This is a genomic window from Oceanirhabdus sp. W0125-5 (assembly GCF_027938815.1).
GTDB lineage: Bacteria > Bacillota > Clostridia > Clostridiales > Clostridiaceae > Oceanirhabdus.
Genome location: NZ_CP115913.1, coordinates 5214879 through 5230702, shown reverse-complemented (window position 1 = coordinate 5230702; position 15824 = coordinate 5214879). Strand labels below are relative to the sequence as shown.

15 protein-coding genes are annotated in these 15824 nt (G+C 29.5%); 11 read left to right on the top strand and 4 right to left on the bottom strand.

The features are described 5' to 3' along the window. Positions 1-144 precede the first annotated feature (144 nt). The 4 genes from OW730_RS24235 to OW730_RS24220 all read left to right on the top strand — a co-directional run bounded on the left by OW730_RS24235 (position 145) and on the right by OW730_RS24220 (position 3518). Complete coding sequence (locus OW730_RS24235) at positions 145-1119, top strand: peptidylprolyl isomerase (protein ID WP_271226626.1); 975 nt, start codon at positions 145-147, stop codon at positions 1117-1119. Between the two features lie 207 nt (positions 1120-1326). After that, positions 1327-2109, top strand: a complete 783-nt coding sequence (locus OW730_RS24230) for an amino acid ABC transporter substrate-binding protein (protein ID WP_271226625.1) — start codon at positions 1327-1329, stop codon at positions 2107-2109. Positions 2110-2115: 6 nt separating this feature from the next. Next, positions 2116-2751, top strand: a complete 636-nt coding sequence (locus tag OW730_RS24225) for an amino acid ABC transporter permease (RefSeq protein ID WP_271226624.1) — start codon at positions 2116-2118, stop codon at positions 2749-2751. 20 nt (positions 2752-2771) lie between these two features. Continuing rightward, the gene (locus OW730_RS24220; protein WP_271226623.1) at positions 2772-3518 is read left to right on the top strand and encodes an amino acid ABC transporter ATP-binding protein; all 747 of its coding nucleotides are present in this window, start codon (positions 2772-2774) and stop codon (positions 3516-3518) included. Between the two features lie 393 nt (positions 3519-3911). Here OW730_RS24220 and OW730_RS24215 read toward each other — a convergent pair whose 3' ends face one another. Further along, a complete protein-coding gene (locus OW730_RS24215) occupies positions 3912-4457 on the bottom strand; it encodes an NADH peroxidase (protein WP_271226622.1) in 546 nt (181 codons plus the stop codon). A gap of 253 nt (positions 4458-4710) precedes the next feature. Between OW730_RS24215 and OW730_RS24210 the strand changes: the two genes are divergently transcribed. After that, a complete protein-coding gene (locus OW730_RS24210; protein ID WP_271226621.1) occupies positions 4711-5574 on the top strand; it encodes a VanW family protein in 864 nt (287 codons plus the stop codon). A gap of 285 nt (positions 5575-5859) precedes the next feature. On the opposite strand, the gene OW730_RS24205 is transcribed toward OW730_RS24210, so the two are convergent. Together OW730_RS24205 and OW730_RS24200 are read right to left on the bottom strand one after the other, a co-directional pair. Further along, positions 5860-6141, bottom strand: a complete 282-nt coding sequence (locus OW730_RS24205) for a hypothetical protein (RefSeq protein ID WP_271226620.1) — start codon at positions 6139-6141, stop codon at positions 5860-5862. Between the two features lie 15 nt (positions 6142-6156). Next, positions 6157-6510: a hypothetical protein gene (locus tag OW730_RS24200; RefSeq protein ID WP_271226619.1), complete on the bottom strand. Its 354-nt coding sequence runs from the start codon at positions 6508-6510 to the stop codon at positions 6157-6159. Between the two features lie 306 nt (positions 6511-6816). On the opposite strand from OW730_RS24200, the gene OW730_RS24195 reads away from it, so the two are divergent. The 4 genes from OW730_RS24195 (at position 6817) to OW730_RS24180 (ending at position 13096) form a co-directional block, all read left to right on the top strand. Further along, positions 6817-10737: a response regulator gene (locus OW730_RS24195; protein WP_271226618.1), complete on the top strand. Its 3921-nt coding sequence runs from the start codon at positions 6817-6819 to the stop codon at positions 10735-10737. Continuing rightward, entirely contained in the window at positions 10734-11588 is an 855-nt protein-coding gene (locus OW730_RS24190; RefSeq protein ID WP_271226617.1) for a CheR family methyltransferase, read from the top strand. The genes OW730_RS24195 and OW730_RS24190 overlap by 4 nt, the downstream gene beginning before the upstream one ends. 41 nt (positions 11589-11629) lie before the next feature. Next, entirely contained in the window at positions 11630-12613 is a 984-nt protein-coding gene (locus OW730_RS24185) for a GGDEF domain-containing response regulator (protein WP_271226616.1), read from the top strand. Positions 12614-12763: 150 nt separating this feature from the next. Beyond that, positions 12764-13096, top strand: a complete 333-nt coding sequence (locus OW730_RS24180) for a hypothetical protein (RefSeq protein WP_271226615.1) — start codon at positions 12764-12766, stop codon at positions 13094-13096. Between the two features lie 36 nt (positions 13097-13132). Here OW730_RS24180 and OW730_RS24175 read toward each other — a convergent pair whose 3' ends face one another. Continuing rightward, positions 13133-13978, bottom strand: coding sequence for a DUF2785 domain-containing protein (locus OW730_RS24175; RefSeq protein WP_271226614.1), 846 nt, complete (start codon positions 13976-13978; stop codon positions 13133-13135). Positions 13979-14301: 323 nt separating this feature from the next. On the opposite strand from OW730_RS24175, the gene OW730_RS24170 reads away from it, so the two are divergent. Both OW730_RS24170 and OW730_RS24165 read left to right on the top strand, forming a co-directional pair. Next, on the top strand, positions 14302-15027 hold the full coding sequence (locus OW730_RS24170) for an AraC family transcriptional regulator (protein ID WP_271226613.1): 726 nt from the start codon (positions 14302-14304) through the stop codon (positions 15025-15027). Positions 15028-15104: 77 nt separating this feature from the next. Then, entirely contained in the window at positions 15105-15806 is a 702-nt protein-coding gene (locus OW730_RS24165) for a Pr6Pr family membrane protein (RefSeq protein ID WP_271226612.1), read from the top strand. Positions 15807-15824: the final 18 nt, after the last annotated feature.

Below are 15824 nucleotides of genomic sequence, written 5' to 3'. Positions count from 1 at the left end.
CTCATTGATATATAAACAATATTTGAAGTTTGTGTAAAACTAAATGAAAAAACGTATAATAATTTTCAAATTTATGTTAAAATATTTGCTATGTATATATATCAAAGATAAATAAGTAAAATTACAGAATGGGAGGCATTTGCCGTGCTTAAAAAAAGTAAAACAGTAAGAGCCATCTTGTGTACTCTTCTTGTGGCAGGAATGATTACAGGATGTACTTCAGGAGATAAAACTTCAAAAAATAGTGATAGTAATTCAGTTGTAGAATTTAAACAAGGAAAAATAACTAAGGATGAATTATTTGATAAATTGGTTAAAGCAGGAGGTATGAATACTGTTATAACATTAGTAGACACTGCAATATTAAATGAACTTTATCCGGTTACAGATGAGATGAAAGAAAGTGTAGATGCACAACTTCAGAAAATAAAAGACTATTATGGAGATAATTTTGAAGCTGTTTTAAAACAGAATGGGATAGATAGTGAAGACGAGTATCGAGAAGCAGCTTTCCTTAATTTTCAAAGAGAAAAATACGTACTTAACTATATAAAGGCAAATATTTTGACGGAAGAAGAAATAAAAGAATACTACGATAATTTTGAACCAAAAATTAAAGCTAGTCATATTCTTATAACACCAGAAGATGAAAGTGAAGAAGCTTTAGGGAAAGCTAAAAATACTGCTGAAGAATTAATAGCTAGAATAGAAGCTGGAGAAGATTTTGCTGAATTAGCTAAAGAATTTTCTAAAGATCCAGGATCAGGAGCAAATGGAGGGGATTTAGGATTCTTTGGAAAAGGAAGTATGGTTCCTGAATTTGAAGAGGCAGCTTATAATTTGAAAGTAAATGAATTTACTAAAACACCAGTTAAAACTCAGTTTGGATATCACATCATATTAAAGACAGATGAAGAGAAAAAAGAATCATTGGAAGAAATGAAGGATAAAATAACTGAAGATTTAGCTAAAGAAAGAATTTCTATTGATCCAATATTAGGTGATAAGGCTTTAATTAAGATGAGAGAAGAAAATGGATTTAAGATAAATAATCTGGAGATTAAGAATAAATACGAAGAGCTTGTTAAGAGTATTGAAAAGGAAAAAACAGAAGAATAAGAATTAAATAACCATTTTAAAGTAGGGTGTACCAGCTATTCAGAAGCTTGTACACCCTACTTTTTTCTTTCAACATTATTTTAAAAAAGAGAGCTATATAAAATTGGAAATAAAAATTTATAAAAAAACACTTTACTACTCTACCACACTAAAGTATAATATGAAAATATAGTGCTTGTACAAAAAATAAAAAAAGGAGGAAAAAACATGAGAAAAAGTATTTTAACAATTTTAATGTTTCTTGTTGTACTTGTGGGTATAACTGGATGTGGTAGTGAAAATTTAAAAGGGGGAAACAACTCACATTCTGAAGAAACTAAGAAATTTGTTGTGGGATTAGATGATAATTTTCCTCCAATGGGATTTAGAAGTGAAAGTGGAGAGATTATTGGTTTTGACATTGATCTTGCTAAGGAAGCTGCTAAGAGAATAGGATATGAGGTTGAATTTAAAGCTGTTGACTGGGATGGAGTATTATTATCACTGAACAATGGAGATATTGATGTAATATGGAATGGGTTAACTATAACTGAGGAGAGAAAGGAAAAGATAGGATTTACTGATGAGTATTTAGTAAATAATCAGATTATAGTTGTTTCAGGAGAATCTGAAATTACGACTAAAGGTGAATTAAAAGATATGATCATAGGAGTTCAGATGGGAAGCAGTAGCCAAACTGTTATTGAAAATATAAAGGATGAAATTGGTATAGGAGAGATAAAGAAATACTCAAATAATGTAGATGCTCTTCTGGATCTTAAAGCTGGCAGAATTCAAGGTGTTGTTGTTGATGAGGTTGTTGGTAGATATTATATGGTTAAGAACGGTGGAAGCTATAGAATACTAGAAGAAACACTAGGTGGAGAGAGTTATGGTGTGGGGTTTAGAAAATCTGATAGTGATTTTGGAGAAGAGTTAAACGAAGTTTTAATTGAAATGAAAGAAGATGGTACTTTCGATAAGATAAAAGAAATGTGGTTCGGTAAATAAATGAGCATGAATGAATTAATAGAAATGGGAAAATATATTCTAAGTGGAGCAACCATCACCTTCAGTATCTTCTTTTCTACACTTATAATATCATTTCCCATAGGGATAATTGGAGCTCTAGGTAAAATAAAAGGTAATTTAATTGTGAGAAAACTTCTGGATATCTACACTTGGGTATTCAGAGGAAGTCCACTATTGCTGCAGATAATTTTTGCATACTATGGACTTGGAGTTATGGGAATAAAGTTTACGCCGTTTCAGGCAGCACTTATTGCATATTCATTAAACTATGGTGCTTATATAACTGAGATAATTCGTGGAGGAATAAATTCAGTTGATAAAGGACAATTTGAAGGGTTCAAAGTTCTTGGTATGACTTATTTTCAGGGAATGAAAAGAGTAATACTTCCTCAAGCAATAAGAAAGGCGTTGCCATCACTATGTAACGAGGTAATAAACCTTATTAAAGATACTGCAATGGTATCAGTTATAGGGCTAGGAGATATATTAAGAAACTCAAAGGAAATTGTAACTAGAGAGTTCACAATAGTTCCTTTGATTATAGCTGTGGCTATATACTTGTGTATTTCATCTGTAATCATACATTTAATGAAAAAGCTTGAGGAAAAATATGCTTTTTAATCGCCTGAGGGGGGAAACTAATGATTAAAATAATAGATGCTACAAAAAAATTTGGAGAAGAGAAAGTTCTTAACGGAATAAATACTAGTTTTGATAGTGGACAGGTTATATCTATAGTAGGACCCTCAGGGGCAGGGAAAAGTACTTTCCTTAGATCTATTATACAACTTGAGAATTTGGATGAGGGAATAATTGAGATTGATGATAATAAATTATCGCAAGTTGTTAATGGAGTAGATAAAATAAGTAAGAAGGACAAGAGAGAAATACTATTGAAGATGGGGATGGTATTTCAGAATTTTAATTTGTTTCCTCATAAGACTGCTATTGAAAACGTTATGGAAGCCCTTTTAGTTGTTAAGAAGATGAAGGATAAAGATGCAAGAGCAATAGGGGAGAAGATGTTAAAAAAAGTGGGGCTTTTCAATAAACGAGATTCATTACCTTCTCAGCTTTCAGGTGGACAAAAACAAAGAGTAGCGATTGCAAGAGCACTTGCAATGGAACCAGAAGTAATATTGTTTGATGAACCTACATCAGCACTTGATCCAGAATCTATTAGAGAAGTGGTTCAGGTTATTAAGGAACTGGCTAAGGAGCAAATAACCTTAATTATTGTAACTCACGAAAAAGAGTTAGCTCTAGGAGTATCCCAAAGAGTATTGTTTATGGAGAATGGGAAGATAGGCTTTGATTTTAACCCAAGTGAAATTAATTCATTAGAAGATGGGGACAGAGTGAGAAATTTCTTTAGAGCATTGGAATAATAATTAGAATAAATATTTCCCAGGAATTATATCAGGAGTATTAAGTAGTTTATATTACCATAACACAATTTAAAGAAAACCATCATATATTATTAATATAAAGATTAATTTTAATTTTAACTAAAGATAAAAATTAAATAAACAAAGGATAAAGTGAGAGCTAAATTTGTATCTTAAAAATTTTTAATTATGTAAAAAATAAAAAGTCCCTAGAAATTTAAGTTTCTAGGGACCTTTTAAAATTTTAAATACAATATTTTATCACAGATAAAATGAGTAAACTCTCGTTGTTCTAAAGAACAATAAAATCTAGGTTCTGCGTAAGCAGAACCATCCATCGTTTTCAACTTTCAATTTTCCACTTTCAACTAAAAAAAAGGCCCAAGGCCTTTTTTATTTAAAGTGTCTATCTAACAATCCTTTAAAAGCAGCACCATGTCTAGCTTCATCTTTACACATTTCATGAACTGTGTCATGAATTGCATCTAAGTTAAGTTTCTTAGCTAAAGTAGCTAATTCTTTCTTACCTTTGTTAGCTCCATATTCAGCTTCAACTCTCATAGCAAGATTTTTCTTAGTAGAATCAGATACAACTTCACCAAGTAATTCAGCAAATTTAGCAGCGTGTTCAGCTTCTTCCCATGCAATTCTCTTATAAGCTTCTGCTACTTCTGGGTATCCTTCTCTATCTGCCTGTCTACTCATTGCTAAATACATACCGACTTCGGTACACTCACCAATGAAGTTTTCTCTTAACCCTTTAACTACTTCTTCGTCTACACCTTTAGCAACTCCTATTTTATGCTCATCAACCCATTTCATGTTGTTCTCATCTAATAATTGAAACTTTTCAACTCCAGCTGAACAAACTGGGCATTTATCTGGTGCTTTATCTCCTTCATGTACATATCCACATACTAAACAAACGTGCTTTTTCATAATAACATCCTCCTAAATAATTATATTTGACCTTTGACCGATTTATTTTTTGTTTTTATCATTTCATAATATTAATCTTTACTTTTGTTAATACCTTGTTTCCTTTCATCTATCTTACAGTTATTATTATATAATAATAATTATCTGTTGGCAAGTGTTTTTATAAAAAAATTTATTTATGATTTAAAAAATCAGATATGTTTAAATAAAATAACAATTATGATAAAATATGTATGCAGGAAGGGGGAGAGTTATGATAGAAAAAAAGCCCATAGTACGGTCAAAGGTTAGAGCATATTTAGGTAAGCAATATTATACATATAAAAGATATGTAAAATGGATATTTAATAGGAAGAAATTTTCAAAAGATCGTTCAGAAAAAAAGTTAGAGTACAAAATATTTAGTCATAAGACTCCAGTATTGAGAAAGTTAAAAGATGTAGATATGCAGCTGCAATATAATAAAATTACTAACTTAAAATTAGCTATAGATAAAATAGATGGGATAATAATTAAACCAGGAGAAACATTTTCTTATTGGCGATTAATTGGAAAACCGACTTATAGAAAAGGGTATGTAGATGGATTAATACTAAATCCAGATGGTTCATTTAAGGCAGGGGAAGCTGGTGGATTATGTCAACTTTCAAATATGATATATTGGATTACACTGCATACACCATTGAAGGTGGTTGAGAGATATAGACATAGTCATGATATATTTCCAGATACAAATAGAACACAACCTTTTGGTAGTGGTGCTACTTGCGTGTACAATTATCTTGATCTTCAGATACATAATGATAGCGAAGTAGATTATCAGTTAAATCTTACTATAAATGATGAATTCCTATATGGAGAATGGCGTTCCAATGAAGAGGGCAGGTATAAATATGAGATATATGAAAAGGAACATTTCTTAACCACTGGTTGGTGGGGAGGATATATACGTAATAATGTAATTAATAGAAGAGTATTTAATATGTTTGGAGAAGAAATTGATGATGAGTTTGTTACTGAGAATCATGCAATAATGATGTATGAACCTTTCTTAAAGGAAAGTTCTCGTGTCGTAGAAGAAGTTGCAGTTGGACAAGCTACAGACTTGAAGAATTAAAAGAGGTTATAAAGACTTTTCAAGTATATGAACATAATAATCATTATATTGAGGCTCAAATTTGGGATGACACACCAATTAAAGAGTTTATTAAAGGTAAAACTTATTAAAGCAAACTCAATTTTAAAACAGTATATAATGAGGGGTTACTTGTTAAATATGGATGAAATAGTGAAGTATAAATACAATATTTTATCTTGATAAAATGAGTAACCCTCTTTTGTTCTAAAAAACAATAAAATGTAGCTTCTGACCGAGGTCAGAAGCATCCATCATTCTCCATTCTCAATTCTCCATTTTTAATTCCGTTTTTTTGCATGGGGTTGTGATTTGAATAATCATAACTCCATCAGGATTATATACCTCAAGTATCAAACTTTTAACTAGTGTTACAATTTTAAATTCATCAGTTTGAATTTTAAGTTTAAATGTATTACAACAAATCTCAATAAGTTTGATTTCAGCTGGAGATAGTATTTCAATACAGGATAAAGGTGTAGTTATTTTAGCAGTATATCCATCAAGGGGTAAATTAAGTGACAATCCTGTTGAATTAATATTTTGCATAAACATAGTATAAACCTAATTATCACTTTCTGCATTTGAGTTGAGTGAAATTCTAACCAATTCTTTAATTTCCTCACCTAGTCCTATTCTTTTAGTAGTAGATAATGTGATTGTTCCAGTAGAGACTACAGTAACAATTTCACTCTCAGGTGAGGTTTTCTGAATGTAGTATCTTTTCTGTACATCTGTAGAAACATCTTTAGTAGCATTATCGATAGGGAATTCTGTAGCTGAAATCAATGCTACTTTTGTGTTGCTAGATTCTATATTATATAAATTAGTATTTAAGCTAAGAAGAGAATCAGAATCAGTTGTAGGAATTACTAATATTTCATTAATATCTAAATCGTATTTTATTTTCTTATCCATAATAACCTCCCAATTTATTGGATTAATCATAGGCATAGTATAATATATACAATAATAGACCATCTGTTACAATGTGAGAAATGTAATATTGATTCTTTAATAATATAAATTATAGTATAATTCTTTATAATTAATGAAATGCCTCGAAATTCAGGGAAGATATAAGTAATATTAACTCGATATATGTATTTGTTTGCACTGATTTAGAATACAGTGTAAAATAAAAATAACAGAATTTTTTAAGAAAGATTAATTTAATATTTGGTTTTATTGGAATATTATAATGATAGATTAGGGGTGGTGTTATTGATTAGTTGGGTAAAGAATACTAAGCTTAGAACTAAGTTGATTCTTGGGTTCATGGCAGTAATATTGTTAATGCTTGTAGCAATTTCATTTGGTTTAAAAGGATTAGATACTAATAGAAAGCAGTTTATTGCACTTAAAAATATAACTGATGAACAAAGGATAGCTAATAAAATTCAGGTAGAACTTTTAGGGAGCAGGATTAATTATGAAAAATTTCTTGTTTCTGGTAATGAGTATCAGGTGAATTTATTTAATGAGAATTGTAGAAATATGAAAAATCTTATAGAGGATTATATAGCTTTAAGTGCGGATGAAGCACGTCTTGATTATATTCAACAAATTGAAAGTGAATTGGAGTATTATCAAGCAGATTTTGGTAGAATAGTAGATTTAGAGAAAGAGGATAAAGAATCATCTGATAATTTGACAAAAGTAGGAAATGAAATATTGACTTCACTTAGAAATATAGAGGAAACAGCATTTAATAATAACGAAGCCGTTATTGCACAACAAGCAGGAAAAGGACTTGAGTATATTCTTAATTCAAGACTTATTGCATTTAAATATTACACTTTCCATAATCAAGAATATTACGATGAATTTCAAAACTTATATGAAATCTTACTTTCTCATATGGAGCAAATAGAAAAAGAGGGAAAAAGATACGAATATCGTACTGATTATCTTATTTACTCAAATAATGAAAAGGAATATTTAGATGGAATTAGAGGATTAAAGAGAATATTTGAAGAACAGGACAAATTAATAAAGAAGATGGGAGAGAGAGGTCCAACAGTTGAAACACTAATTGAAAGTATTGTATCTTCTATTGAATATGATAAATTGCTTTATTTACGTAATGTAGGTGAGCAAAACAATACTATGATGAGATGGATGGGACTGTTTGCACTTATTTCAATTCTGTTATCATTATTGATTTCTTATATTTTATTAAGAATTATCTTAAGACCTATTAATTCTTTAACAGATACCTTTAATCAAATTGCTAAAGGTGATGTAGACTTAGATTTCCGTATGACTGAAGGTAAAAAAGATGAGATTGGTAAAATGGCTACTGCTTTTAATGAATTTATGATAAAGCTTAAAGGAATTATGAGTGAGGTTAAATATCAGAATTGGTTAAAGACAGCACAAAATGAATTAAATAATAAGTTGAGGAATAATGAAGATTTACTTGAAATAAGTGATTTGGTTATCTCGTATTTATGCAATTATTTAAAGGTTCAAATTGGAGCATTCTATTTAAATGATGGACAAGATGTTTTCAGAATGACTGCATCTTATGCTTATAAAAATAGAAAAGGTATGCCACAAGAGATCAAGCTTTCAGAAGGAATTATTGGGCAATGTGCGAGAGAAAAGAAAATGTTTGTTTTATCTGAACTTCCAGATGATTATATAGCTATACAATCAGGATTAGGTGAGTCTACGCCTAAAAATATTGTTGTACTTCCATGTGTTCATGAAGGACAGGTAAAGAGTGTTATTGAAATAGGTAGTGTTCATAAATTAAATGATGAAAGTTTAGGACTATTGGAAGCAATGGCGGATGCTATTGCAATGGCTTTAAGTTCAGCAGAAATAAATAAGAAGGTAAAGGAGCTATTAGAGCGTACCATAAATCAATCAGAAGAACTTCAAACACAGCAAGAAGAGCTAAGACAAAATAATGAGGAATTAGAAGAACAGGCAAGAAGCTTACAGGAATCACAAGAACAGTTACAAATTCAGCAGGAAGAACTACGTGTATCTAATGAAGAACTTGAAGCAAGAACAAAAGAATTAGAGTTGCAGAAGAAGGCTTTAGATGAAAAGAATCATGAACTTATTGATTCACAAGCACTTATTATGGAAAAGGCAGATGCTCTTGAAATCGCTAACCAGTATAAATCTGAGTTTCTTGCTAATATGTCTCATGAATTAAGAACGCCTCTTAATAGTATACTTGTTTTATCACAACTGTTGAGTGATAGAGACAGAGCACAGTTAATGAGTGAGAAAGAACAAGAATTTGCAAAGACAATTCATTCATCTGGAAATGATTTATTAAATATAATTAATGATATTTTAGATTTATCAAAGGTTGAAGCTGGGTATTTAGACATTCATCATGATGAAGTTGATCTTGAAGAAATATTAACGCATATTGAGAATTTATTCAAACCTCTTGCAGAAAATAAAGACATAAAACTTGAAACAGATTTAAGTCCAGTTGTTCCTAAGACAATTACAACTGACTCAATTAGAGTAAAGCAAGTAATGAAAAATTTAGTATCTAATGCAATTAAATTTACTGAAGAAGGAGAGGTAAATGTCTCAATACGTAAATTGACTAATGGGGAAAGACAAAGAGTTGAATATCCAGATGAATATCTAGCTATAGAGGTAAAGGATACTGGAATTGGAATCCCTGAGGATAAACTAGATCATGTTTTTGAAGCTTTCAGGCAGACTGATGGTACTACTAGTCGTAAGTATGGTGGTACTGGACTTGGATTAACAATTTCCAGAGAGCTTATTAACTTATTAGGTGGAGAAATATTACTGGAAAGTGAACTAGGTAAGGGAAGTGCTTTTGTTGTTTTAATGCCAATAAATTTATCTTGTTCACTGCCTAAAGAGAGTTCTGTCAAGGAAGAAAAAAGCAAAATAAAACAAGTAAGAAGCAATCAGAGAGAAGAATTTGTTGAAATTAAAGAAATAGAGATTGAAAAATCTAATGATAAAAGCAGTACCTTGTTAATAATTGAAGATGATATTAATTTTGCTAGTGTTTTAAAATCTCTATCAGAGGAAAAGGGATATAAAGTTCACATGGCACATAGTGGGGAAGAAGGACTTAATCGTGCTCAGAAGCTTAAACCAGATGCAATAATTTTAGATATTGGATTACCAGATATGGATGGTATATTAGTAGCTGAAAACCTTGAAAAGATGGAGGAAACAAAAGATATTCCAATTCATATTATTTCAGGTAAAGAGGATGAAAATATCATGATGCCTCAAAGTGTTATTGGGTTCTTAAAAAAACCAGTAGATATAAAATCAATCTATGAAACTTTAGGAAAAATTCAATCACTTACGAAAAATGGATTTAAAAAGCTTTTAGTTGTAGGATATTGTGGAGGAGAAGAATTTGATCACTTTGTGAATCTAGGGAATGTAGAAGTGTCTAAAGTACTTACAGGTAAAGAGGGAATAGAAAAGATCAAGGAAGATGAATATGAGTGTATAGTACTTGATATTGAACTGGAAGATATGAGTGGTGTTGAATTCATTAAGGCTGTTGGTGAGAATAAGGAAGAGAAAATCCCGGTTATCATTTATACTGATGAGAATGTTGGAAATGAAAAACTAAGTGATGTAAATCCACATGTGGAAAGTATCATACTTAAGAGTTCTAAGTCAAAGGATAGATTAGTTGATGAGGTTTCATTATTCCTTCATGGTATGGAAGAAGATGATAAACAGCATAGCTTTACTGAAAAGTATATTCAACAAAAGCAGGAGAATGTAGATGATTTACTAGTAGGTAAAAAAATTCTTTTGGTAGATGATGATGAAAGAAATGTCTTTGCGCTGCTTCATTTATTAGAACAGCATGGAATAGAGATTCTAACAGCAATGGATGGAAATGAATGTATTGAGATATTAAAAGATAATGAGACAATTGATTTAATACTAATGGATATTATGATGCCTAATAAGGATGGGTATGAAGCCATTAAAGAAATAAGAAATATAGATGAAAGAAAAGAAATTCCTATAATTGCATTAACGGCTAAAGCAATGAAAGGGGATAGAAAGAAATGTATTACAGCTGGGGCAAATGATTATCTAACTAAGCCAATTGATGTTGAAAAATTATTATCTACCTTGAAGGTGTGGTTATCGTGATAAGTAAAAATGATGTAATATTAGATAATGAGGATATAGAGATTCAGTTATTTCTAGAAGGAATCTATCAAAAATATGGTTATGATTTTAGAGAGTACTCAAGGGCTCATATAAAACGAAGACTTTTAAGTAAAAAAGTTAGAGAGAATTTCTCAAGTATTTCTGAGATGCAGCATAGAGTTATATATGATAATAAGTTCTTCTTAGAAATACTTTCAGAGTTCTCTATAAATGTTACTGAGATGTTTAGAAATCCAGAGTTTTTCTTATATTTTAGAAAAGAAGTAGTTCCTTATTTAAAGTCATATCCACGGATAAAAATTTGGCATGCAGGTTGTTCTACTGGAGAAGAGGTTTATTCAATGGCAATATTATTAAAGGAAGAAGGGCTCTTAGAAAGATGTCAAATTTATGCCACTGATTTTAATGAAAAGGTTTTAAAGAAAGCAAAAGAAGGTATCTTTTCTATGGAATCAATTAAAGATTACACAAGGAATTATATTGAATCTGGAGGGAAGAAGGACTTCTCTGATTATTATATAGCTAAATATGACTCAGCTATACTTAATCAATCATTAAAGAAGCATATTATGTTTAATGAACACAATTTAGTTGTTGATCAAGTTTTTGGTGTAATGAACGTAATTATCTGTAAAAATGTTTTGATATATTTTAATAAAGAACTTCAAAATAAAGTATTGAATTTATTTGATAAAAGTTTGCTTAAAGGTGGTATACTTTGTCTTGGGTCAAAGGAGTCATTAAAGTTTTCAAAGACTATGGATACTTTTGAAGTGTATGATGAAATGAATAGAGTATATAGAAAGAAATTTCAGGGATTTAATAAATAGGGATGTTATAGGTATATAAAAAATGTACAGGAGTTATGGATATGAGAGAAAAAGTAGATATCTTAATTGTAGATGATTTAAAAGAAAACCATTTAGTTATGGAAAGTGTTCTTACTGATGAGGATTTAAATCTTATCAATGCTATGTCAGGAGAAGAAGCATTAGAATTATGTTCTAACCATTCTTTTGCGGTAATCTTAATGGATGTTCAGATGCCAGGTCTTGATGGGTTTCAGACTGCTGAACTACTTAGAAAGATTGAAAAGACTAAGAAGATACCCATTATTTTTGTCACTGCAATAAGTAAAGAGAAAAAATCTATATTCAAGGGATATGAAGTAGGAGCTGTTGATTATTTATTTAAGCCTATAGATCCATTAATTTTAAGAAGTAAGGTAAATATTTTTAAGGAACTATATCTACAAAGAAGATTAATTGAAGATATTGCTCAAGAATTAGAGAATAAGATAATTGAACTCACGAACTTGAAAGAAGAGAAGTGTAAATTAGAAGATATTAGTTTGGAAGATTTTCTAACAGGAATCTATAACCGTAGAGGAATAGATCGTATGCTTGAAATGCATAGGAGAAACTGTGCTAGATATGAATTGCCATTATCATTGATAATCTTGGATTTAGATAATTTTAAGAACTACAATGATATGTATGGTCATGTTAAAGGTGATGAGGTGCTTAGAAAGGTAGCACAAAGTATTAAGGGTGCTCTAGGTAGATCAGAGGATTTTGTTGGACGATACGGTGGAGAGGAATTTTTGGTTGTACTTCCTAATACTCCGCTTAATGGGGCCATTGTTATAGCGGATAGAATAAATAATAAACTTAAAGAATTAAATATAAAACATGAGAAAAATAATGGATATGGCCATGTAACTGTAAGTATGGGTATTGCATCTGTTTTCCCAAAGAATAATACCAATATGGAAGTAATTATAAAGCAGGCAGATGAGATGCTTTATGAGGCTAAAGAGAATGGGAAGAATCAATATAAATATATTGAGCTTTAAATTGGGCTTTTTCTACAGACAGAGATACTCTTTTGAAGAGTATCTTTTTTATTTTGTAATTTTATATAAAATAATAGATATTATTTTATGCATATAAATTTAAATAAAAGGACATCTTACATACAAGGATTATTTGGAGGTTGATTGTAAGTGAGATATGAAAGAAGCACATTTGTTGAGATACTAGAAATGTTAAGAGAGAACATGGCTGATTTTATAGATATGAGTGAAATCAGCGGATTAGAGACTAATCCAGTAACTCAAATAATGCATTTTAATTGTAAAAAAAATAATAAGACAGGTATGATTGTTGTTGGTGAAAATAATAATAAGATTGTTATTGAAGTAATTGTTGATGATCATGATGATGTAATTAAAGGTACGCCTGTAATAGAAATGCAGAAAAAAAATATTAAGCTTTTAAATGAGCTTGTTGAATGGTTTGAAAAGTATAATGAAACTAAAAGTCCTGTATTAATCTAAGGAGCTTGCCTTAACGACAAGCTCCTTTAAATAATTTTATTCAAGATATAAGTTTAAATTTTTTTCTACATCAAGTATTGTTTTAGAAATTTGTTCATTATTTTTAAGATGTAACATTCTAAAATAGAGACTTCGTAAAAGATTTTTTACATTTGTTCTAGCTTTGAACTTAGTAGTTTTATCTTTGATTTCAAGAACTTTGGTAAATCCTTTAATCCAATTGCAAATATAATCGTCACTTAATAATTTATCTTCAATGATATTAAAATAAATTATGTTTATTAAGCGTTCATCTTCTTCAGCACATAAAAAGTATTTCCCTTCAAGATACTTGTTTTCTATGGTTAGTAATACTTCTTTACAAACTTCTTCATTTATGCCTTCACAGTTTAATAATATATCTATTCCATCTGCAGCATGTGCCAAAGTATGAGCCCAACCTTTTTCTTGAACATACCCACGAAGATCTTTTTCTTCGTTTAAATATCTTATTAAAGCGTCTTTTATTTTTAATATCATATCCCTATCTAAGAACTGACTATTCATATGAACGCATAAGATAGGATTTACTAATAGTATGGAAAAACTTCTTTTAAATACTGAATCATCATTCTCATTTCCAATATTATAAAAAATATAATCTTTACTTATTATTCTATTTAATAAATCAATGAGTTCTTGACTACTAAAGTATCCTTTGTCCTCAATCCAATATACAAAAGTATTTAATATAAGACTGTCTCTTAATTCAGAATCAGTATCACCATTGAATTTAAGCATTAAATCAAGATAGTCTGATGCCTTTTCTCCTTTACTAAGGTTGTAATCATTAGCTTTAATTCTTTTTAAATCTATTCTTAATTGTTCTCTTTCATTATACATGTTATAACTCCCTTTCTTTACTTACATATCTTTATTAAATAAAAACATGTAAATACTTAAATTAATTTTAATAATGATATTAAGCAAAGTGGATAGCTATAGCTTCATATTAAAAAACATAACAATATCTCCTCTCATATAGTTAGTTATCATAATAAGTATGTAGAAGTTTACAATATAATTATATTAAGTAAATTTATAGAAGTAAAGAAATATAATTTAAACATTGTAAGTTTATAGTTCTAATATTTAGATGAAATATTTTAAATTTGGAGGTAGAATATAAATATATTAACCAATGAAATAAGTGAGGATTTAATCTTATGAATAGTTTCAATAACAAGGTAAGTAATGAAGAGAAGAAAGAAATTCTAACACAATATAGTGATATAATTAATCAAATAATTGAGCTAGAGAGAAAGTTATCGCACTCTGTGAAACAGGGGAATACAAAAAAATCATTGGATTATACTCATAAGTTATTATCGTATGAAATAAAAGAAAAGAGAAATACAATTAAAGATTGGAAACAATATGGCAATATATTTAATACAAGCCTTAGAAGAGCAGCTATAGATGGAGGACTAGATCCTGTTGAGGTGCTTTTAATTAGTGAGCAATTTATGGAAGAAATTCAGTCAATTCAAGATAGAGAGATTATAAAGAAAAAAATATATTTAATTGTTGAGACATATTCTACAGCAGTATTTGAAAATGAAGTTAGGAATTGCAATAAAACTATTAAAGAGATTTGTAAGTATATAAAAGTACATTTTAATGAAAGTATAAGTACTAAAATATTAGCAGATATTTTTCATTTGAACTCATCGCATCTTTCGAGACAATTTAAAAAAGAGATGAATATAACAATAACAGCATATATACAAATGACTAGAATTGAAGAGGCAAAACATCTATTAAAGATGGGAAAATACTCAATAACAAGTATAGCGGAGAAAGTAGGATTTAATGATGTTCAATACTTTACAAGTACATTTAAAAAGGTGGAACAAAAAACTCCTTCTGAATTTGCCTTAAGGAAGCAATAATTTTATAAAAGAATGCATAGATTTTTAAAGTATCTAATTATCTCAACTGATATCATATAATCAAGGGTGGTGATTATATGAAAAAAGAAAAGAGCATCGTTATATTTAGAAGCTTGTTTCTATTAATTGGATGGTTCAGTGTAATTGGAAGCATTACACTGAAAATAATGAAGTGGTATTCTCAGGGAGAGGGTGCTATTATGGGGCTTTTAGATTCATTAAGTCATTATACTATTCAAACTAATATATTGGTTTTAGCTTGGTTGACGTTAGCAGTTATAGGAAACTTAAGAAAAGGTGAAAGTAAAGTTGTTAATACTGTTTATAAGAGTGGAATAACATTATATATATCATTTACATTTATCATATATGCGTTGATATTGCAACAATTATGGGCACCAACAGGTATTCATAGAGTATTAGCAGTTATTACTCATTATGTTACACCCATAGTATTTATTTTGGATTGGTTTTTCTGTGAATTTATAAAAGATAGAGAAGAGAAGCAAAAGTTAAGTAATGTAATTAAATGGTTGATATATCCGTTCTGTTATGCAGCTTATGTAGTATTGATTTATGGTAAATTTACAGGTAGATATATGTATCCTTTTTTACATATACCTTCAATAGGATACTCAGGTGTATTAATAAGAGTATTAGTTTTGAGTGTATGTTATATTTTAATGGGTTTATTTATTATTAAGATTAGTAGAATAATTCAAGGAAATATAAGATCACCTTTCAATTCTAAGAATAAGAGTAATGAAAAAACATTATAATTTGTTTTAAAAAAGCGC

What these genes read in the sequence shown, in the direction of transcription:
- OW730_RS24215 (WP_271226622.1), bottom strand. Translation starts at nt 4,457, where the DNA reads ATGAAAAAGCACGTTTGTTTAGTATGTGGATATGTACATGAAGGAGAT.
- OW730_RS24230 (WP_271226625.1), top strand. Translation starts at nt 1,327, where the DNA reads ATGAGAAAAAGTATTTTAACAATTTTAATGTTTCTTGTTGTACTTGTG.
- OW730_RS24205 (WP_271226620.1), bottom strand. Translation starts at nt 6,141, where the DNA reads ATGCAAAATATTAATTCAACAGGATTGTCACTTAATTTACCCCTTGAT.
- OW730_RS24210 (WP_271226621.1), top strand. Translation starts at nt 4,711, where the DNA reads ATGATAGAAAAAAAGCCCATAGTACGGTCAAAGGTTAGAGCATATTTA.
- OW730_RS24175 (WP_271226614.1), bottom strand. Translation starts at nt 13,978, where the DNA reads ATGTATAATGAAAGAGAACAATTAAGAATAGATTTAAAAAGAATTAAA.
- OW730_RS24200 (WP_271226619.1), bottom strand. Translation starts at nt 6,510, where the DNA reads ATGGATAAGAAAATAAAATACGATTTAGATATTAATGAAATATTAGTA.
- OW730_RS24220 (WP_271226623.1), top strand. Translation starts at nt 2,772, where the DNA reads ATGATTAAAATAATAGATGCTACAAAAAAATTTGGAGAAGAGAAAGTT.
- OW730_RS24225 (WP_271226624.1), top strand. Translation starts at nt 2,116, where the DNA reads ATGAATGAATTAATAGAAATGGGAAAATATATTCTAAGTGGAGCAACC.
- OW730_RS24170 (WP_271226613.1), top strand. Translation starts at nt 14,302, where the DNA reads ATGAATAGTTTCAATAACAAGGTAAGTAATGAAGAGAAGAAAGAAATT.
- OW730_RS24165 (WP_271226612.1), top strand. Translation starts at nt 15,105, where the DNA reads ATGAAAAAAGAAAAGAGCATCGTTATATTTAGAAGCTTGTTTCTATTA.
- OW730_RS24185 (WP_271226616.1), top strand. Translation starts at nt 11,630, where the DNA reads ATGAGAGAAAAAGTAGATATCTTAATTGTAGATGATTTAAAAGAAAAC.